This window comes from Streptomyces sp. NPDC092369 (assembly GCF_044755245.1).
Classification (GTDB): Bacteria; Actinomycetota; Actinomycetes; order Streptomycetales; family Streptomycetaceae; genus Streptomyces.
Genome location: NZ_JBIVQP010000002.1, coordinates 565779 through 586015, shown reverse-complemented (window position 1 = coordinate 586015; position 20237 = coordinate 565779). Strand labels below are relative to the sequence as shown.

General features: G+C 69.9%; 14 protein-coding genes. 7 read left to right on the top strand and 7 right to left on the bottom strand.

Features of this window, described 5'->3' with window-relative positions; genetic code table 11:
• Nucleotides 1-11: 11 nt before the first annotated feature.
• The 3 genes from ACIQI8_RS12295 to ACIQI8_RS12285 all read left to right on the top strand — a co-directional run bounded on the left by ACIQI8_RS12295 (nt 12) and on the right by ACIQI8_RS12285 (nt 4286).
• Complete coding sequence (locus ACIQI8_RS12295) at nt 12-908, top strand: sugar ABC transporter permease (RefSeq protein ID WP_402347960.1); 897 nt, start codon at nt 12-14, stop codon at nt 906-908.
• Nucleotides 909-1082: 174 nt separating this feature from the next.
• Nucleotides 1083-2744: a glycoside hydrolase family 13 protein gene (locus ACIQI8_RS12290; protein ID WP_402347957.1), complete on the top strand. Its 1662-nt coding sequence runs from the start codon at nt 1083-1085 to the stop codon at nt 2742-2744.
• Nucleotides 2745-2894: 150 nt separating this feature from the next.
• The gene (locus ACIQI8_RS12285) at nt 2895-4286 is read left to right on the top strand and encodes an alpha-amylase family protein (RefSeq protein WP_402347954.1); all 1392 of its coding nucleotides are present in this window, start codon (nt 2895-2897) and stop codon (nt 4284-4286) included.
• 9 nt (nt 4287-4295) lie between these two features.
• Here ACIQI8_RS12285 and ACIQI8_RS12280 read toward each other — a convergent pair whose 3' ends face one another.
• Nucleotides 4296-4913 (bottom strand): DUF4232 domain-containing protein, encoded by a 618-nt coding sequence (locus ACIQI8_RS12280; RefSeq protein WP_402347951.1) that lies wholly within the window; start codon nt 4911-4913, stop codon nt 4296-4298.
• A 219-nt stretch (nt 4914-5132) separates the two neighbouring features.
• On the opposite strand from ACIQI8_RS12280, the gene pulA reads away from it, so the two are divergent.
• The 3 genes from pulA to ACIQI8_RS12265 all read left to right on the top strand — a co-directional run bounded on the left by pulA (nt 5133) and on the right by ACIQI8_RS12265 (nt 12596).
• On the top strand, nt 5133-10514 hold the full coding sequence (gene pulA, locus ACIQI8_RS12275; RefSeq protein ID WP_402347948.1) for a pullulanase-type alpha-1,6-glucosidase: 5382 nt from the start codon (nt 5133-5135) through the stop codon (nt 10512-10514).
• 69 nt (nt 10515-10583) lie between these two features.
• Nucleotides 10584-12206 (top strand): SpoIIE family protein phosphatase, encoded by a 1623-nt coding sequence (locus tag ACIQI8_RS12270; RefSeq protein ID WP_402347945.1) that lies wholly within the window; start codon nt 10584-10586, stop codon nt 12204-12206.
• A gap of 33 nt (nt 12207-12239) precedes the next feature.
• Nucleotides 12240-12596: an isomerase gene (locus ACIQI8_RS12265; protein WP_124004138.1), complete on the top strand. Its 357-nt coding sequence runs from the start codon at nt 12240-12242 to the stop codon at nt 12594-12596.
• 6 nt (nt 12597-12602) lie between these two features.
• Here ACIQI8_RS12265 and ACIQI8_RS12260 read toward each other — a convergent pair whose 3' ends face one another.
• The 5 genes from ACIQI8_RS12260 to ACIQI8_RS12240 form a co-directional block, all read right to left on the bottom strand.
• Entirely contained in the window at nt 12603-13292 is a 690-nt protein-coding gene (locus ACIQI8_RS12260) for a TetR/AcrR family transcriptional regulator (protein ID WP_402347942.1), read from the bottom strand.
• Between the two features lie 56 nt (nt 13293-13348).
• The gene (locus ACIQI8_RS12255; RefSeq protein ID WP_402347939.1) at nt 13349-14392 is read right to left on the bottom strand and encodes a PDR/VanB family oxidoreductase; all 1044 of its coding nucleotides are present in this window, start codon (nt 14390-14392) and stop codon (nt 13349-13351) included.
• Nucleotides 14392-15258: a metal-dependent hydrolase gene (locus ACIQI8_RS12250; protein ID WP_402347937.1), complete on the bottom strand. Its 867-nt coding sequence runs from the start codon at nt 15256-15258 to the stop codon at nt 14392-14394. Before ACIQI8_RS12250 ends, ACIQI8_RS12255 begins: the two co-directional genes overlap by 1 nt.
• A gap of 123 nt (nt 15259-15381) precedes the next feature.
• Nucleotides 15382-17304 carry a hypothetical protein gene (locus tag ACIQI8_RS12245; protein WP_402347934.1) on the bottom strand — a complete coding sequence of 641 codons (1923 nt, stop codon included), beginning with the start codon at nt 17302-17304 and terminating at the stop codon, nt 15382-15384.
• A gap of 74 nt (nt 17305-17378) precedes the next feature.
• Complete coding sequence (locus tag ACIQI8_RS12240; protein ID WP_402347931.1) at nt 17379-17888, bottom strand: tetratricopeptide repeat protein; 510 nt, start codon at nt 17886-17888, stop codon at nt 17379-17381.
• Between the two features lie 115 nt (nt 17889-18003).
• Between ACIQI8_RS12240 and ACIQI8_RS12235 the strand changes: the two genes are divergently transcribed.
• Nucleotides 18004-18414: a hypothetical protein gene (locus tag ACIQI8_RS12235; RefSeq protein ID WP_402347928.1), complete on the top strand. Its 411-nt coding sequence runs from the start codon at nt 18004-18006 to the stop codon at nt 18412-18414.
• A 118-nt stretch (nt 18415-18532) separates the two neighbouring features.
• Here ACIQI8_RS12235 and ACIQI8_RS12230 read toward each other — a convergent pair whose 3' ends face one another.
• Nucleotides 18533-20089, bottom strand: coding sequence for a DUF1996 domain-containing protein (locus tag ACIQI8_RS12230; protein ID WP_402347925.1), 1557 nt, complete (start codon nt 20087-20089; stop codon nt 18533-18535).
• Nucleotides 20090-20237 lie beyond the last annotated feature (148 nt).

Here is a 20237-nt window from a genome sequence, read left to right as displayed (position 1 = left end):
CGGGAGCTTCCATGAGTACGACCACTGTCGAGACCCCCGCCACCGTCGCGCCGCCGGCCCCCGTCCGCACCCGCCGCCGCGGCGAGAACAGCCGCGCCGGCTCCCTCGCCTCCCACGGCATCCTGCTCGGCGCGAGCGTCATCGCGCTGTTCCCGGTCGCCTGGCTGGTGTTCCTGTCGCTCGGCCCGGACAAGGACGACTATCTGCACCCCGGCGGCATCTGGTCCAAGATGACGTTCGACAACTACTCGTTCGTCCTCCAGCACACCAACTTCTTCGACTGGCTGAAGAGTTCGCTGATCGTCTCGCTCGGCACCACGCTGCTCGGCGTCTTCGTCGCCGCGACCACCGGCTACGCGGTCTCCCGGATGCGCTTCCCGGGCTACCGGAAGTTCATGTGGGTGCTGCTGGTCACCCAGATGTTCCCCGTGGCCGTCCTCATGGTGCCGATGTACCAGATCCTGGCCGACCTGCAACTCATCGACAGCTACCTCGGGTTGATCCTCGTCTACTGCTCGACCGCGGTGCCGTACTGCGCCTGGCTCCTCAAGGGGTACTTCGACACCATCCCGTTCGAGATCGACGAGGCCGGACGCGTCGACGGGCTGAGCCCCTTCGGCACGTTCGCGCGGCTGATCCTGCCGCTCGCCAAGCCGGGTCTGGCGGTCGCCGCGTTCTACAGCTTCATCACCGCCTTCGGCGAGGTCGCCTTCGCCACGACGTTCATGCTGGACGACCAGAAGTACACCCTCGCCGTCGGCCTGCAGAGCTTCGTCAGCGAACACGACGCCCAGCGCAACCTCATGGCGGCGACGGCGGTACTGATCGCGATACCGGTGTCGGCGTTCTTCTACCTCGTGCAGAAGAACTTGGTGACCGGCCTCACGGCAGGCGGCACAAAGGGATAGCGGGGTTCGCCAACGCCCCTTCTTCTAAGGGGCGCGGGGAACTGCGCGACCAGCCCCCACCCAGCCGCACTCAAAACTCGAGGCGGCCATGATGTCCATCCGACCCCGCTGACACCATGGCCGCCTCGTCTCCAACCCACCATGACCAGAACTCCGTTACGTACCAAGGACGCCATGACTCAGCAGCACTCCGTCATCGCCCCGGCACCCAGTTCCGCCAAGGCCAAGCGCAGCGACTGGTGGAGGGACGCGGTGATCTACCAGGTCTATCCGCGCAGCTTCGCCGACAGCAACGGCGACGGCATGGGCGACCTGGAAGGCGTACGTTCCAGACTTCCGTACCTGCGTGACCTCGGTGTCGACGCCGTGTGGCTCAGTCCGTTCTACGCCTCGCCGCAGGCGGACGCCGGCTACGACGTCGCCGACTACCGGGCCGTGGACCCGATGTTCGGCAACCTGCTGGATGCCGACGCGCTGATCCGGGACGCCCACGGACTGGGGCTCAGGATCATCGTCGACCTCGTGCCCAACCACTCCTCGGACCAGTACGAGTGGTTCAGGCGGGCACTGGCGGAGGGCCCCGGCTCGCCGTCGCGGGACCGCTACCACTTCCGCCCCGGCAAGGGCGAGAACGGCGAACTCCCGCCCAACGACTGGGAGTCCATCTTCGGCGGCCCGGCCTGGACGAGGGTGCCGGACGGCGAGTGGTACCTCCATCTCTTCGCCCCCGAGCAGCCCGACTTCAACTGGGACCACCCCGCCGTCGGCGACGAGTTCCGCTCCATCCTGCGCTTCTGGCTCGACATGGGCGTCGACGGCTTCCGCATCGACGTGGCCCACGGCCTGGTGAAGGCGCCGGGTCTGCCCGACCTCGGTTCGCACGACCAACTCAAGCTGCTGGGCAACGATGTCATGCCGTTCTTCGACCAGGACGGCGTGCACGAGATCTACCGGCAGTGGCGCACCGTCCTCGACGAGTACGCCGGAGAGCGCATCTTCGTCGCCGAGGCATGGACCCCGACCGTCGAGCGCACCGCGAACTACGTCCGCCCCGACGAACTCCACCAGGCCTTCAACTTCCAGTACCTGAGCACCGAATGGGACGCGAAGGAGCTGCGCACGGTCATCGACCGGACGCTGGAGGCCATGCGTCCCGTCGGCGCGCCGGCCACCTGGGTGCTGTCCAACCACGACGTCACCCGGCACGCCACCCGCTTCGCCAACCCGCCCGGCCTCGGCACCCAGATCCGCACGGCGGGTGACCGGGAGCTGGGTCTGCGCAGGGCCCGCGCGGCCACCCTGCTGATGCTCGCGCTGCCCGGTTCCGCCTACGTCTACCAGGGCGAGGAGCTCGGCCTGCCGGACGTCGTCGACCTGCCGGACGAGGTGCGCCAGGACCCGGCGTACTTCCGGGGCGCGGGCCAGGACGGCTTCCGCGACGGCTGCCGGGTGCCGATCCCGTGGACGCGCGAGGGGTCCTCGTACGGTTTCGGGAGCGGGGGCAGTTGGCTGCCGCAGCCGGACGGCTGGGGGGAGTTGAGCATCGAGGCGCAGACCGGGGCGGTCGGCTCGACCCTTGAGCTGTACCGGGCCGCGCTCGCCGCCCGTCGTGACCAGCCCGACCTGGGCGCGGGGGACTCCGTCGAGTGGCTGCGGGCGCCCGAGGGCGTACTCGCCTTCCGGCGCGGTGAGTTCGTGTGTGTCGCGAACACGGGCGGGGAGTCGGTGACGACTCCGGCGCACGGGCGGGTCCTGCTCGCCAGCGGGGAGATCACCGAGGCGGACGGCGAGGCGAAGGTGCCCGCCGACACGACGGTGTGGTTCACGACGGCCTGACCGGACCCGCCGCTGAAAGTTCTTGCATCAACTTCACACGGCCCGCTGCCTTTTCAGGCAGCGGGCCTTTAACATCTGCGTCACCGCAAGTTTCTGCAAGATTTCAGCAAGCCCCTTCAGTGATGCCTTCAACGACGAAGGAGCCCTCACATGGCACGCAGAACCCTCTCCGGCGGCCTCGCCCTCACGGCCGCCGCCCTCCCTCTTTCGCTCTCCCTTGTCATGACCCCGACGCCCGCGCAGGCCTCGCCCCCCGGCACCAAGGACGTCACCGCCGTCCTCTTCGAGTGGAACTTCGCCTCGGTCGCCAAGGAGTGCACCAACACGCTGGGCCCGGCCGGCTACGGCTACGTCCAGGTCTCCCCGCCCGCCGAGCACATACAGGGCTCGCAGTGGTGGACCTCGTACCAGCCGGTGTCGTACAAGATCGCCGGTCGGCTCGGTGACCGCACGGCGTTCCAGAACATGGTCAACGCCTGTCACGCGGCCGGGGTGAAGGTGGTCGCCGACACCGTCATCAACCACATGTCGGCGGGCAGCGGCACCGGCACGGGCGGCTCGTCGTACACGAAGTACAACTACCCCGGCCTGTACTCCTCCTACGACTTCGACGACTGCACCTCCCAGGTCTCGAACTACCAGGACCGCTGGAACGTCCAGCACTGCGAACTGGTGGGCCTGGCCGACCTGGACACCGGTGAGGACTATGTGCGGTCGGCCATCGCCAAGTACATGAACGACCTGCTCAGCCTCGGCGTCGACGGCTTCCGCATCGACGCGGCCAAGCACATCGACACCGCCGACCTGGCGAACATCAAGTCCCGCCTGACCAACCCCTCCGCGTACTGGAAGCAGGAGGTCATCTACGGCAGCGGGGAGGCCGTCCAGCCCACCGAGTACACGGGCAACGGTGACGTCCAGGAGTTCCGGTACGCCTACGACCTCAAGCGGGTCTTCAACAACGAGAACCTCGCCTACCTGAAGAACTACGGCGAGGGCTGGGGGTACTTGAGCGGCTCGGTCGCCGGCGTCTTCGTCGACAACCACGACACCGAGCGCAACGGCTCCACGCTCAACTACAAGGATGGCGCCACCTACACGCTGGCCAACGTCTTCATGCTCGCCCACCCGTACGGCGCCCCGGACATCAACTCCGGCTACGAGTGGTCGAACGCCGACGCCGGGCCGCCCAACGGCGGCTCCGTGACCGCCTGTTGGCAGGACGGCTGGAAGTGCCAGCACGCCTGGCCGGAGATCAAGTCCATGGTCGCCTTCCGCAACACCACCCGAGGCCAGGCCATGACGGACTGGTGGGACAACGGCAACGACGCCATCGCCTTCGGCCGCGGCAGCAAGGGCTATGTCGCCATCAACCACGAGTCGGGCAGCCTGTCCCGCACCTACCAGACCTCCCTGGCGGCCGGCACGTACTGCAACGTGCAGAACAACACGGCGGTGACGGTGAACTCCGCCGGGCAGTTCACCGCCACCCTGGGCTCCAACACGGCACTGGCGATCTACGCCGGGAAGTCGTCCTGCTGATCCCGGTCGTCAGGAACTGACGTTGATGTGCTTGGCGAACGCCGTCACGGAGAGGTCGCCGTGGTCGACCCAGCGCGGGAACGCCAGCGTCTTGTGCTGGGTCGCGGCCGGCGGGGTGATCTCCAGGAAGGAGGCGCGCGTCGCGCCCGAGGTGCCGGTGTTGGCGTGGGTCCAGGCGAGAACGGCCTCGGCGCTCTGGCCGTCCTTGAGGACGAGGGTCTTCTTGCCGGGGTTGTGCGCGTACCAGGTGTTGCCCCAGTGGGTGTGAGTGGTGAGCTTCTTGTGCGCGGAATTCTCCAGGCCCAGGCCCGGGTAGCCGCGCAGCGCGCAGGTCCTGCCGCTGAGGTTGCGCAGCGTGATGACGACACCCTGGTGGTTCATCCCGCCGGCGAGCTGCTTGCCGAAGGAGGCCTTGAGCGCGGCGGCGGAGCAGGTCGGCGTGGCCTTCGCGGCGCTGGTCGCGCCGGGGCTCGCGGCCTGCGCGGTACCGGCCCAGGCGGCGAGCCCCAGCCCTGCGACGGCGGCCACGGCCAGCACCGGGCGGCCGAACCTGCGCTCGGCGCGGTGCTTGGCGGTACCGGGCTGGTCGGTGCCGGTCCGGTCGGCGGTGTTCGGGCGCTCGTTCATGGTGATGGTGCTCCACTCCTGCTCGTTCCTCTGTTCCCGTACACAAGGTCCGATGCGCGGTGCGGCGGTTTTGTTCGGAGAAGTTCGCAGGAAAATCCTCCGCCCGCGCTGAAAGTTCTTTCCGCAGCTTTCACGCCTATTGCTGCAACCCTTGCGTCGGCGATACGGTCACGCCGGGGTCGGACCCGCCTGAGCCGTCATCGCAAGGAGTTCACACCGGTGATACCTGTCAGACGCGTCGCGGCCGTCGCCGTCGCCGCCCTAGCCCTCGCGCTGGTGCAGCCGCTCGCCGCGCACGCCGACCCCCCGCCCGCGCCCCCGTCCGACGCGAAGCTGGCCGCCGAGCCCGCCCGGCACGACGACACCCGCGAGCAGTTCTACTTCGTCATGCCGGACCGCTTCGCCAACGGCGACACGGCCAACGACCGCGGCGGACTCACGGGTTCACGCCTCAGCACCGGCTACGACCCCACCGACAAGGGCTTCTACCAGGGCGGCGACCTCAAGGGCCTGACGAAGAAGCTCAACTACATCAAGGGCCTGGGCACCACCGCCATCTGGATGGCCCCGATCTTCAAGAACCAGCCCGTGCAGGGGACCGGCAGTGACGCGTCCGCCGGCTACCACGGCTACTGGATAACGGACTTCACGAAGGTCGACCCGCACTTCGGCACCAACCAGGACCTGACGACCCTCATCTCCAAGGCGCACGCCAAGGGCATGAAGGTCTTCTTCGACGTCATCACCAACCACACCGCGGACGTCGTCGACTACGAGGAGAAGTCCTACGACTACCTCTCCAAGGGCGCCTTCCCGTACCTGACCAAGGACGGCGAGCCCTTCGACGACGCCGATTACGCCGACGGGAAGTCGAAGTTCCCCGCCGTGGACGCCGGTTCCTTCCCGCGGACGCCGTCCGTCCCCGCCGCGAAGAAGAACGTCAAGGTCCCGTCCTGGCTCAACGACCCGACGATGTACCACAACCGCGGCGACTCGACCTACGCCGGCGAGAACGCCACCTACGGCGACTTCTCCGGTCTCGACGACCTGTGGACCGAACGGCCCGAGGTCGTCAGCGGCATGGAGAGGATCTACCAGCGCTGGGTACGCGACTTCGGCGTCGACGGCTTCCGGATCGACACCGTGAAGCACGTGAACATGGAGTTCTGGACGCAGTGGGCGACCGCGCTCGACACCTACGCGGCCCAGCACGGCCGTAAGGACTTCTTCATGTTCGGCGAGGTCTACTCCGCCGACACGTCGATCACTTCCCCGTACGTCACCCAGGGCCGCCTCGACGCCACGCTCGACTTCCCCTTCCAGGACGCGGCCCGCTCCTACGCCTCCCAGGGCGGCAGCGCGCGGAAGCTGGCGGCGGTCTTCGGCGACGACTACAAGTACACGACCGACAAGGCCAACGCCTACGAGCAGGTCACCTTCCTCGGCAACCACGACATGGGCCGTGTCGGGTACTTCCTCAAGCAGGACAACCCGCAGGCCACCGACGCCGAGATCCTCGCCAAGGACAGGCTCGCCAACGAGCTGATGTTCCTCAGCCGCGGCAACCCGGTCGTCTACTACGGCGACGAGCAGGGCTTCACCGGCTCCGGCGGCGACAAGGACGCCCGCCAGACGATGTTCGCCTCGAAGGTCGCCGACTACCTCGACGACGACGAGATCGGCACCGACCGCACCCACGCGAGCGACGCCTACGCCACGAGCGCACCGCTCTACGAGCAGATCAGCGCTCTCAGCAAGCTGCGCAAGGCGAACCCCGCGCTCACCGACGGCGTCCAGACCGAGCGTTACGCGGCCGACGGCTCCGGTATCTACGCCTTCTCCCGCAACGGCACGGGCGCCGACAGGACCGAGTACGTCGTCGCCTTCAACAACGCGGGCGAGGCGAAGTCGGCCGGCTTCGCGACCGGCTCGGCGTCCATGAACTTCCGTGGGATCTACGGCACGTCGGCCACGGTCACCTCCGACGCGGACAAGCGGATCACCGTCACCGTCCCGGCCGGTTCTGCGATCGTCCTCAAGGCGACCGGCAGGCCCGCCAAGCCGGCCAACGCGCCGACGATCACCCTCAAGGCCCCCGAGGCCGGCGCCACCGGCACGGTCGAACTCTCCGCCGACGTCACCGGCGGCGGGCTCAACCGGGTCGTCTTCGCCGCCCAGACCGGCAACGGCAAGTGGCGCACGCTGGGCTCCGCCGACCACGCCCCGTACAAGGTGACCCAGACCGTCGGCAAGGACGTACCGGCCGGAACAGCCCTGCGCTACAAGGCGGTTGTCGTCGACTCGACCGGACGCACGGCGAGCGCGACGGCAGCCTCCACCTCCGGCACCCCGCCCGTCGAAGAGCCCCCCTCCGCCTCCTCCCGCGACTACGCGATCGTCCACTACAAGCGCACCGACGGCGACTACACCGACTGGGGCCTGTACGCCTGGGGCGACCTCGCCGACGGAGAGTCGACGACCTGGCCGGACAGCCACCCCTTCGTCGGCCGGGACGCCTACGGGGCCTTCGCCTACGTCAAGTTGAAGCCCGGCGCCTCGAACGTCGGCTTCCTCGTCATCGACAAGGACGGCGACAAGGACGTCTCCGCCGACCGCTCGATCGACGTCACCACGACCGGCGAGGTCTGGATCGAGCAGGGCAAGGAGGCCGTGCGGACCACGCGGCCCGACTACCCGGCGCAGGACGAGACCAAGGCGGTCCTGCACTACCACCGCGCCGACGGGAACTACGACGACTGGGGTCTGCACGTCTGGACCGGCGCCGCCGACCCCACCGACTGGTCGAGCCCGCTGCGGCCGGTGAAGACTGACGCCTATGGCGCTGTCTTCGAGGTGCCGCTCAACGCCGGTGCCACCAGCCTCAGTTACATCCTCCACAAGGGCGACGAGAAGGACCTTCCCACCGACCAGTCGCTGGACCTCAAGGGCGACGGCCACGAGGTGTGGCTCTTGAACGGCCAGGAGAAGTACCTCCTGCCCCAGCCGGCGGGCTCAGCGGCCGCCCTCGACCTGACCACCTCCAAGGCGGTCTGGATCGACCGGGACACGGTCGCCTGGAACGGCTCCGACGCGGCCGCCTCCACCCAGCTCCTGTACTCCCACGACGGCTCGATCGCCGTCCAGGACGGGACGCTGACCAGCGACGACGAGCGCTGGCTGCGGCTGACGAAGACCACCCTCACCGACGCCCAGAAGGCCAAGTTCCCGCACCTGAAGGACTACACGGCCTGGTCGGTCGACCCTCGCGACCGCGACCGGGTGCGCGGCGCCCTCGACGGCCAGCTCGTCGCCTCCCAACGCGCCGCGAACGGGGCCGTGCTGGCGGCTACCGGCGTGCAGATCGCCGGCATACTGGACGACCTCTACCCCGCTGCCACGAAGGCCGAGTTGGGCCCGGCCTTCCACAAGGGCCGTCCCACGCTGGCCGTCTGGGCGCCGACCGCGCAGAGCGTGGCGCTGGAGCTCGACGGCTCGATGAAGGCGATGAAGCGTGACGACGCCACCGGTGTCTGGTCCGTCACCGGACCCAAGTCCTGGAAGAACAAGCCCTATCGGTACGTCGTGAAGGTGTGGGCGCCGACGGTCCGGCAGGTCATCACCAACAAGGTCACCGACCCCTACTCGGTCGCCCTCACCGCGAACTCCGAGCGCAGCCTCGTCGTCGACCTGGCCGACAGATCCCTGGCGCCGGGCGGCTGGTCGACGTACACCAAGCCCAAGGCCGTGCCGCTGAAGGACGCCCAGATCCAGGAGCTGCACGTCCGGGACTTCTCCGTCGCGGATGCGACCGTGCCGGCCAAGGACCGGGGCAGCTACCTGGCCTTCACCGACAAGGGCGGCGACGGCTCGAAGCACCTGCGCGAGCTGGCGAAGGCGGGCACGTCCTACGTGCATCTGCTGCCCGCCTTCGACATCGCCACCATCCCCGAGAAGAGGGCGGACCAGGCGAGCCCCGACTGCGACCTCGCCTCCTACCCGGCCGACTCCGACCAGCAGCAGGCGTGCGTGGCGAAGTCGGCCGCGAAGGACGCCTACAACTGGGGCTACGACCCGTACCACTACACGGTCCCCGAGGGCTCGTACGCCACCGACCCGGACGGCACGGCCCGCACCGTGCAGTTCCGGCAGATGGTCAAGTCGCTGAACGAGGACGGTCTGCGGGTCGTCATGGACGTCGTCTACAACCACACGGCGGCGGCCGGACAGGCGGACACCAGCGTCCTGGACAAGGTCGTGCCGGGCTACTACCAGCGGCTGCTCGCCGACGGCAGCGTGGCCAACAGCACCTGCTGCGCCAATACCGCGACCGAGAACGCGATGATGGGCAAGCTGGTCGTCGACTCGATCGTCACCTGGGCCAGGGAGTACAAGGTCGACGGCTTCCGCTTCGACCTGATGGGGCATCAGCCGAAGGCCAACATCCTCGCCGTGCGCAAGGCGTTGGACGCGCTGACCCCCGCCAAGGACGGCGTTGACGGCAAGAAGATCATCCTCTACGGCGAGGGCTGGAACTTCGGCGAGGTCGCCGACGACGCCCGCTTCGTGCAGGCCACCCAGAAGAACATGGCCGGGACCGGCATCGCCACCTTCTCCGACCGGGCCCATGACGCGGTGCGCGGCGGCGGGCCCTTCGACGAGGACCCGGGCGTCCAAGGGTTCGCCTCCGGGCTCTACACCGACCCCAACTCCTCCACGAACAACGGCACTTTGGCCGAGCAGAAGGCCCGCCTGCTGCACTACCAGGACCTGATCAAGGTCGGCCTGTCCGGCAACCTGAAGGCCTTCACCTTCACCGACACCGACGGCAAGGAGGTCACCGGCGCCCAGGTCGACTACAACGGCCAGCCCGCCGGCTACGCGGACGCTCCCGGCGACGCCCTCGCCTACGCCGACGCGCACGACAACGAGTCCCTCTTCGACGCCCTCACCTACAAGCTGCCCGCCTCGACGAGCGCCGCCGACCGGGCCCGTATGCAGGTCCTGGCGATGGCGACGGCCACCCTCTCGCAGGGTCCTTCCCTCTCCCAGGCCGGCACCGACCTGCTGCGCTCCAAGTCCCTGGACCGCAACTCCTTCGACAGCGGCGACTGGTTCAACGCGATCCACTGGAACTGCGCGGACGGCAACGGCTTCGGGCGGGGGCTGCCGATGGCGGCCGACAACGCGTCCAAGTGGCCGTACGCGAAGCCTCTGTTGAGCACGGTCGAGGTCGGCTGCGCGCAGATCGAGGGCGCCTCGGCGGCGTACCGGGATCTGCTGAAGATCCGTACGACGGAGAGCGTCTTCTCGCTCGGCACGGCCGGACAGGTGCGGGCGAAGCTGTCCTTCCCGCTGTCCGGGAAGGACGAGACGCCCGGCGTGATCACTATGGAACTCGGTGATCTCGTGGTCGTGTTCAACGCGACACCGAAGGCGCAGGAGCAGCGGGTCGGCGCGCTGGCCGGCACCGGCTACCGGCTGCACCCGGTGCAGGCGGCGGGGGCGGACGCGGTGGTGAAGGCCGCCGGCTACGAGCGGGATTCGGGCACGTTCACCGTTCCTGCCCGAACCGTGACCGTATTCTCCCGCAGCCCGCGATAAGGGCATTACCTTGGTGGGGCAGACCTCGAACCCGGGTCTGCCCCACGGTACGGGTCCAGGGCGGGGCAGATGGACGTCGACGAGAAGCCGACAGGTACGACGGTCATGGTGGTGGACGATGTGGCCGCCAGCCGGTACGCCATGGGCTCGGTGCTGAGCCGGGCCGGCCACCGGGTCGTCGCCGTGGCCAGCGCCGGCGAGGCCCTCGACGAACTGGCCGAACGGCAGCGCAAGGGCACCCTGCCCGATGTGGCCCTGGTGGACGTGGGCCTGCCGGACATGAGCGGCTTCGAGCTGTGCCGCCGCTTCAAGGAGCAGCCGTACACGGCGGGCATTCCCGTCGTGCACTTCTCGGCCGCGCTGGTGGCCCCGGCCGTTCGCTGCCAGGGGCTGGACACCGGCGACGAGGCGTATCTGACGGTGCCGGCCGAGCCGGAGGAGATCGAGGCCGTGGTCCGGGCCGCCGTGCGCTCCGCCCGGTTGCGGGCCGACAACCAGGCGCTGGTGCGGCGGCTGACGCTGCAGTCGGAGACGATCGTCGCCATCCAGTCGGCGCGCACCCCGCAGGAACTCGCCGACGCGGCGGCCGACGGCGCGGCCCGGCTGACCGGCACCCCGGCCGCCGTCTTCGTCCTCGACCAGGACGACCGGCTCTACCGCGGCCTGTCGCGGGACCGCACCGCCGTCGCGCTGCCCGACGAGGGCGCCCACCGGGCCGTGTCCACGCTGCTGCGCCGGCTCACCCGGGGCCAGTCCGACCTGCAGCTGACCACCGTGCCCGCCCCGCTGTGGCCGACCGGCTTTTTCCGGCCAGGTGTGCAGCACGACGCGCGCCTCGCGCTGGTCCTCACCCAGGACGGCCGGGCCCCGGTCTGCCTGGCCGCGCCCGCGCGCGGGATGCGCCGCCTGGGCCCCGACGGCGAGGCCCTGCTGGCCCAGCTGGCCCAGGCCACCGCGCTGGCCGCCGAACCGCTGCTCATGTACCAGGTCGAGCGGCATGTCGCCCTCACCCTCCAGCACAGCTTCCTGCCCCGCCCGCACAAGCTGCCCGAGCTGCCGGGCATCAACGTCTCCGTGCGGTACGTGCCCGCCTCCCGGGAGACCGAGATCGGCGGCGACTTCTACGCCGCGCTGCGCCTGGACGACGGTGTGCTCGCCGCGGTCGGCGATGTCGTCGGCCACTCGCTGGACGCGGCGACCGTGATGGTCGAGATACGGCACGCGCTGCGCGCCTACTGCGTCGAGGAGAGCGACCCGGCCGTGCTCGCCGAGCGCCTGGACCGGATGCTGCGCCGCTACCACCCCGAGCTCACGGCCACCGTCTGCCTGGTCCAGCTCGACCCCGGCACCGGACGCATCCGGATCGCCAACGCCGGGCACATCCCGCCGCTGATCCTGCGGGACAGCGGCAGCGCCGAGTACGCCAAGGCCTCGGGCCCGCTGCTCGGCCTCGGGCTGCCCCATCCGACGCCCACCGAGCTGTTCCTGGAGCGCGGTGACCGGCTCCTCATGGTCACCGACGGCCTGATCGAGACCCGGGGCGTCGACCTGGAGGTCTCGATGGAACAGCTCCGGGCCGCCGCCACCGGCGCCCTGCCGGGCCTGGACGCCCTCTGCGACACCCTGCTGGCCTCCTTCGGCCACGACCGCGAGGACGACATCGCCATGCTGGCCCTGCGGCTGACCAAATAGGGTGGGTCCGACACCTGAGAACGGGGAGTACCCATGCCGCAGATCACCGTCGACCACTCGGCCGCCCTCTTCTTCGACCAGGAGGGATTCGCCCGGGACCTGCACGCCGCGACGGTCGAGATCGCGGCCGCCAAGCCCGAGGCGTGCAAGACGCAGTTCCGGGAGAGCACCGTCACCGCGTTCGGCTACGAGGACCCGCTGGACGCCGGGCACGCGGTCATCCACGTCACCATCGGCCTGCTCGCCGGGCGCACCGACGAGACCAAGGCGAAGCTGACGGAGGCCGTCCTGGAACTGCTGCGCAAGTACATCGAGGACGACGGGTTCGTGCTGCACGCCTCCGCCGAGGTGCGCGAACTCGACGCCTCCTACCGCAAGTTCGAGCGCTGAGCCGGTTCAGGAAGCCAGGGCGATGAGCCGGGTGGCAAGCTCCGTGAAAGGGCTGTCGGCCGGCTCGCCCAGGGCCATCTCCCGTACCAGCCCGGCCATTTCCTCGTCGTAGGCCGCACTCACCGCGGCCAGCGCCGCGAAGTCGTGCACGAGCTGCGCCTCCAGCTCACCGCGCGGAATGCGCCGGCCGTCCAGCCAGATCAGCGCGGTCGACTCGGCGAGCGATATCCAGGAACGGACGACCAGTTCCAGCCGCGCGGGCGGCTCCTCGACGCCCAGATGCGACAGGATCTGTTCGTACGCGGCCTGCCGTACGGAGTCGACGAGCGCGTTCGTCGCCGACGAACCGACGGCCGGACCACCGCGCATCAACGCCGAGAAGCCCGGCCCGTGGTCGTCCACGAAGTCGAAGAAGCGGCGCATCACCCGCAGCAGCCGATTGCCGAGCGGACCCTCCTGCGGTTCGGCGAAACGGGCCGCCAGATCCTCCGAAGCCCGCTTCAGCGCGGCCTCGTACAGGCTGAGTTTGCCGGGGAAGTAGTGATAGACGAGCGGGCGCGAGATGCCCGCGGCCGAAGCTATCTCGTCGATGGACACATCGTCGGGCGAGCGTTGGCTGAACAGTTCGAGGGCGACGCCGATCAACTGCTGCCGCCGCTCCTCTACTCCCATTCTGCGGCGTACCCCGGTAGTCATGCGAACACCTTACCGATCGGATCCAGCCGGGAACGGGCCGGTCCGGCCGGGCATGCTCACATATCCAACACGAGACGATCACTTCGCGCACGCGACACGCAGATGAGCATCGAGTCGGCCCGCTCCGCGTCCGTCAGCAACTCGTCCCGATGGTCCACCTCCCCTTCCAGCACCCGCTGTTGACAGGTTCCGCAGAAACCCTGCGCGCAGGAGTACGCCGTGTCGGGCAGCTCGGCGCGCACCGCGGCCAGCACGGTCGAGTCGGCGGGCACGGTCAACGTCCGTCCGCTGCGCCGGAGTTCGACCTCGAAGGCGCTGTTGCCGTCGCCGGCGACAAGGGGCGAGAAACGCTCCAGGTGGACCCGCGGGATCCGCTCGGCCACGGCCGCCATCAGCCCCTCGGGACCGCAGCAGTAGACGGCTGAGTCCTCGGGGATTTCGGCCAACAGCCCGTCCAGGTCCGGCAGTCCGGCCTCGTCCTCGGCGACGACGGTGACCCGGCCGCCCCCGCCCAGCTTCTCGATCTCGGCCAGGAACGGCATCGACTCCCGTGTCCGCCCGCAGTACAGCAGCCGCCAGTCGGCGCCGTCCCCGAGCGCCCGCAGCATCGGCAGCACGGGCGTGATCCCGATGCCGCCGGCCACGAAGACATGGGCCGGGGCGTCGACGAGCGGGAAGCGGTTCCGCGGCCCCCGCACCTCCAACTCCATGCCCTCCCACACCTGTTCGTGCACCTCGCGCGAACCGCCCCGCCCGTCCTCGACCAGCCGGGTGGCGACGGTGTACGACGAGGTGTCGGCCGGATCGCCGCACAGCGAGTACTGCCGCACCAGCCCCGACGGCAGCACCAGGTCGAGATGCGCGCCGGGCTCCCACCGCGGCAAGTCCCGTCCCTCAAGGCGCAGTTGGACGACCCCGTCGGCCACCGTCTCGTGCCCGGCGACCAGCAGCCTGAGCACCCGCGTGCGCGGCTGCCCGGAGACCGGCCGTTCAAGCGCCGGCATCGGCCACAGCGGCGAGGCCTGGATCCGGCGGCGCATCGCCCGCCGTACGAGCAGGGCGGTCCCCGCGACGACCGCGACACCGAGCGGCTTCGGCATCACACGGCCCTCTTCTCGGCCGCCGTGGCCGCGGGGGAGGAGGCCAGATAGGCGAGCGCCTGCTCGGTGGAGCCCTCCTGGGAGGGGTGGTAGGCGCGGCTGAGATAGCGCGGCACGGACCGCAGCACGTCCCCGGTCGCGGGCAGGGTGCCGCGTTTGCCGCACCGGTAGAACTCCTTGAAGGAGGCCCTGCCGTCCACGAGCGTCGGGTCGTTGGCCATGAAGAAGCGGATCCCGCGCTGCCACAGGAACACCAGCGCCCCGAACGCCGTGGCCCAGGTCCGGGCCCGGCGCCGGTAGTCCCCGTCGACGTGCATGAACAGGTCGAAGGCGACGGACCGGTGCTCGACCTCCTCCGCGCCGTGCCAGCGCAGCAGGTCCAGCATGGTCGGGTCGGCGCCGCGCCGGTCCAACTCCTCGGCGTTCAGCACCCAGTCGCCGAGGAACGCGGTGTAGTGCTCTATCGCCGCGATGATCGCGACCCGCTCAAGGAGCCACCACGTGCGGGCCCGGCCCGGCGGCAGCGTCCGGTCGCCCAGCATCTTCTCGAAGAGCCAGTCGACCTGCGCGGTGTACGGCGTCGGATCGAGCCCCTGCGCCCGCAGATGGGGCAGCACCTCGTCGTGCGCCTGCGAGTGCATCGCCTCCTGCCCGATGAACCCGATGACGTCCTCGCGCAGCCGCTCGTCCCGGATGTAGGGCAGCACCTGCTTGTACACATGCACGAACCAGCGCTCACCGGCCGGCAGCAGCAGATGCAGCACGTTGATGGTGTGCGTGGTGTACGGATCGCCCGGCACCCAGTGCAGGGGCGTGTCCTCCCAGGAGAACGACACGTTCCGGGCCTTGAGCGGCGTGTTAGACATGGCGTCAATGTACTGACGAGTAAGTCCCAGAGGAACCCTTGTGCGAGGACTTGTTGACGCGAGTGTCAGCTAGGGCCGCGGGTCGGCCCTCCAGCCCCTCGGCGGCCCAGCCCGACAGGCCTTCTACCGCAGCCCGCTGATCGTCCGCCCGTCCGCTAAGGTGCCCTTGAGCTCGGCCTGCGCCCCCTGCTGGGCCCGGGCCGCCAGCCGGCCGCCCTGGGCGGTGGCGCTGATGCCCCCCGTCGCGCGGATCGACGAAGTCCCCCGGCTCCCCGCCGCCAGCAGGTACCAGCCGCCCGCCTCCGACTTCCACAACACCCCGGCCAGCACGTTCGGGTCCTTCGGTCCGCACGCCGCCACGTTCTCGGCCTTCGCCGCGACCGCCCCGTACGCCCCGCCCGGCGTGTGGAACTGCGCCAGCACGCGCGTGCCGCCGCCCCGCCAGGTCTCCGCGCGCGTGCACACCCACTGGGCGGTCCCGCTCGTGTCGGGCAGCGACTGGTCGGCGTAGGCCCAGGCGTTGACGCTGCGCACCCCCGCCGAGCGCACCGCGCCCAGCGAGCAGGCGTACGGCGCCCAGGTGCGCAGCGCCTCGGCGCCGGAGGCCTCCTTGGCCGAGCCGGGGCGGCCCGTGGTGAGGTGGGCCGGGATCAGCTCGCCGAGGTCGGTCAGCAGCCGGGTGCCGGTGGCGTCGGTCAGCTGCAGGACGTTCCACGAGGTGCAGGCGCCGGTCTGCTGGGCCGGTCCCGCCATCGGGGCGGTGATGCCCTTGACCGGGTCGAGGTCCATCGCGCCCGCGTTCGGCTTCATCAGGTCCCGCTCGACGGCCTTCGTCACCCAGGGCGCCGTCAGATAGCGCACGTTGCCGTCGGCACGGCCCAGCACCAGCGCGCTCGCCTCGGCGCGGTCGGCGCCGTCCACGCGCGCGAAGTCAAGGGCCGCGCCCTTGGTGCCGTCGGCCGGCTCGGCGTAGCGGGCGATGCGCAGACCGTCGTAGAGGATCACCACGTGCGCGCTGTCGACGGTTCCCGCGTACAGCAGCTGGGGCGGGCCCGCCGGGCCGCCGGACGGGGTGCCCGGGGTCGCGGAGACCTGGACGCTCTCGCCCGGGCGGGCCCAGACGGCGAGCGCGCGGCGCAGCAGTGCCTTGTCTCCGGTGAGGTCGCCGCGGGCCGGCCAGACGGAGAAGTCGGTGCGCGCGGCCGACTCCCAGGCGGTGGGCGCGACCCTGGTCAGCTTGGCCGGATCGAGGGCGGCCTCGGCGGCCGGATTCTGCGCGTACACGGGCGCGGCGGCGCCGTCGGGGGCCCAGCCGTCGCCGGGCAGGCCCAGCAGCGCCCCGCACACGGCGAGCGCCGCGGCGGCGGCCAGGGCGGCCTTGCCGTGCTGGCGGCGGCGCATCAGGTCGGTGGGCCGGGCGTGCAGCGCGCAGGGGTCGAACTCGGGGGAGGCGAGCAGCGCGTACTGCGCCGGTACCTCGTCCGCCTCGCGCAGGGCGGCCGCGGGGTCGGCGACCCCGGCGGCGGCCAGGACCTTGCTCACGTCACCGTCGGGCAGGCGCTCCAGGCCGCGCAGCACATAGGCGGCGCGGGCCGGTCCGGACAGCGCGGACAGCCGCTGGTCCAGGGTGAGTTCGTCGGCGCCGCCCGAGCGCGGGAACAGCCGCAGTCCCCACACCTGGGGGAGCAGCGGTGGCAGCTGGGACCGCTTGGGCAGCGCTGTGAACCGCAGCGGCAGCCCCGCCTCCAGCGCCGTACGCAGCACCTGGAGGCGGACGAAGGCGTACCCGGGATCGCCGTCCCGGCCCTTGGCCTGCGCCGGGATCACCGCGGCCGCCGACGCCCGGCCGCGGGGCAGCGCGCGCTGGGCGAGGGAGTGCGCGGTCACCACGCGCCGGTTGCGGCCCAGGCTCGGCGGCAGCACCAGATAGGCGAGCCGGACCAGACGCGGGTAGTGCTCGACGAGCGCGGCCTCGGCCCGCTCGACATCGACGACCGGGTCGGCGGAGGAGGCTGAGGGGCGCGGGGCGACATCCTGTGGCTGCACGTTCAGCAAAACGAGCGAATCGTGGGTTGGTCACCGCCGCCCGGGTGACCAGGGGCTGACGCGAGCGACTGCCGCTACTCCGCCGGTTCGACCAGGGCCCGCGCGTAGTTCGCCATCGACCGCTGGTAGCGCGGCAGATGGGGGGCCAGCGCGCCCAGGACCAGCGAGAGGCCCTCGCGGTCGCGGCCGAGGCTGGACAGGCACAGCGCCAGACAGCCCCGTACGGCGTCGTCCAACTCGTCGGAGGGCGCGTCCAGTTCGGGGGTCAGCAGCTTGACGCCCGCCTCCGCCTCGCCGATGTTCCGCAGCGAACTGGAGAGTTGGATCTTGGCGCGCCGGCCCTTGTACTGGCTGACCTCGCTCAGGCCGCGGGCCAGGGCCTCCCGGTACAGCGGCACCGCCCGGTCGGAGTGGCCCGTGGAGTCCCAGGCGCAGGCCCGCTCGAAGGGGCCCAGCGGGCTGCCGTCCGGCAGCTCGGCGACGAGGGCGTCGATCACGGCCCGGAAATCGGCGGCCTCCTCCTCGGCGTAGTCGTCGAAGCCGGCCCAGGCGGCGGTCACACGATCTTCCCAGTCTTGGTTCACGGGGCATACGTTCGCACAGGCGTACCCACGAGGACACTGGATTTGAGCGCACCGCGCCTCACAGCCGTATCGAAGGGGACGGGCCCCTGGGCCAGCAGAGCGACCGGAGGAACAGATGAGGTTGACCCGACCGATGCTCGCCGTGGCGGGTGCCGCGGCCGCCGTGGCGCTGGCGGGCTGCGGATCGTCCGGCGAGAGCGACGCGGCGGCCAAGGTACCGGTCGCCGCCACCGGCAGCCTGGAGAGCCTGGCCGCCAAGGTGAAGTGCACCCCGAACATGCAGATCGACTCCGACGAGGTACGGCAGGCGATCTGCAAGACCTCCGCCGGCAAGTTCGTCTTCGCGACCTTCGCCACCGACCGCGGCCAGCGCGAGTGGATCAACGACGCGAAGGACTACGGCGGTTTCTACCTCGTCGGCCGCAAGTGGGTCGCCGTCGGCGAGGACAAGACGGTCAAGGCTCTCCAGGGCACGCTGGGCGGCGACGAGGAGATCGGCACCGACCACAGCAAGCACACCAGCTGAACGGCCCGGCGCACACGGACACACACGGCGAAGCGGGCGGTGGGAGAATCTCCCACCGCCCGCTTCTTCACCTGTCACCGATCACCGGTCGCCCGGTGTCGCATCGTGCGCTACATCGTCACTGGCACTTCTGCCCGCGGTTGATGCAGTTGGCGATCTTGTTCGCCAGGTTGTTCTTGAAGACCGCGATGAAGTCGTCGTGGTCGGTGGCGGCCTTGTGGAGCTGCTCCGGGAAGCCGTCGACCGCGTAGGCGTTCTTCACCTGACCGTTCTGCAGGACCGGCGGGTTGATCTTGTAGACGAGGCGCATCGTCAGCTGCGGGATCGCCTTGAAGCCGGGGCCGCAGACACCGCTCGCCTTGTCGGCGAAGGCCACGTGCGTACGGTGGTTGGCACTGTCGATGTTCGTGCCGTCCCAGCAGCTCTGGAAGGAGAAGAGCCGCACCACGTTGCTGCCCTTCGGGCAGATCGGGTACTGCTCCGTCAGCTGCACCTTGTTCTCGAAGCCGGTGCAGCTCCAGTGCGCGTTGGCGTTGGCCAGACCGTTGGTCGTGGTCTTGGCGTCACCGGTGATGATGCGCAGGAACTGCGGCATCGCGGTGACCTTGCTGGCCGGGCTGCCGACGTACTTGATCTCGGCCTGGACCGGAGTCAGGATCTTGCCGACGTTGCCTTCCTTGCCACCGCCGTCCGCGTTCTGGTCGAAGTCCTGCGTACCGTTCTGGATACGGACGACCGGCCAGTAGTACGCCGACAGGTCGCTCTGGTTCTGGCAGGTGGTCGAATCCTTGATCAGCGAGTCGTTGGTGGCGAACGCGTCGACCTTCGAGTTGCCGACGTAGTCGTGCAGGTGGTGTGCGCCGTTGGTCACGCCGGGCGCCACGATCACGTTGTCGGTGTTGTGGTTCTTGTTCGCGTTCACACCGCACTTGGTGGTGAACGTACCGGTGGAGCCCGCCCGCTGCTGCTGCGGCTTCGCCAGGACGTTGTTCGCGACCTTCGTGATGTCCACGAAGTCGGCGGCCACCGGACCGTTGCCGGCCTGTCCGCCGATGTTCGCCGGGGCGCTCGCACCGGCGCTCGGCGCTGCTGTGGCCTGGCCGCCGTTGTTCTGGCCGCCGTTGTTGTTCTGGCCGTTGTTGTTGCCGTTGTTCTGGCCGTTGTTGTTGTTCTGGCCGCCGCCGGCGTTGGTCTGGTTGGCCGCCTGGGTGGTGCAGGCGGCGAGCGCGCTCAGCCCGGCCGCGTCGACCTGGCCGCCCACCCGCTGGATGTCGATCCGGATCCGGTTGAGGGTCGCGGTCCGCTTCTCCTTCAGGGGGCCGACGATCGCGTTCTGCACGAAGTTCGCGTCGCCTGCCTGCGCCTGCCGGGTGGAAGCGAGCCGGGCGTAGGCCTCGGTGATCTGCTTGTCGAGGAGCGCCAGCTCCTTCGCCACGCCGTCACGTGCCGCCTGCGGCACGTTCGTCAGTTTCTGGCCGACATCCGGGCAGGAGATCGTGGCCACGGACGAGGCGTTGGCGGCCTTGGTCTGGTTCTGGCCGGAGTTGTTCGACTCGTGCGCCGAGGCGTAGAAGTTCGCCCAGATCAGCCCGCCCCCACCGAGCGCTAGGGCCGCCGATGCGGCTATGGCCTTGGTGGCCAGCGGCGTACGGCGTTTGCGATTGTTGCGTCCCATGGAACTCCTCTGACTTCCTTGCGGGCTTGGCGGGGCATCAAGGCGCCCGACAGGAGTGAAGCGGCGCCCTTTGATACGCAAGGGGCCTCCGAGGTGTTCAGCCGACTCACAAATTAATGAGAGGTTGATGGGAAACTCGGGTTTCAAC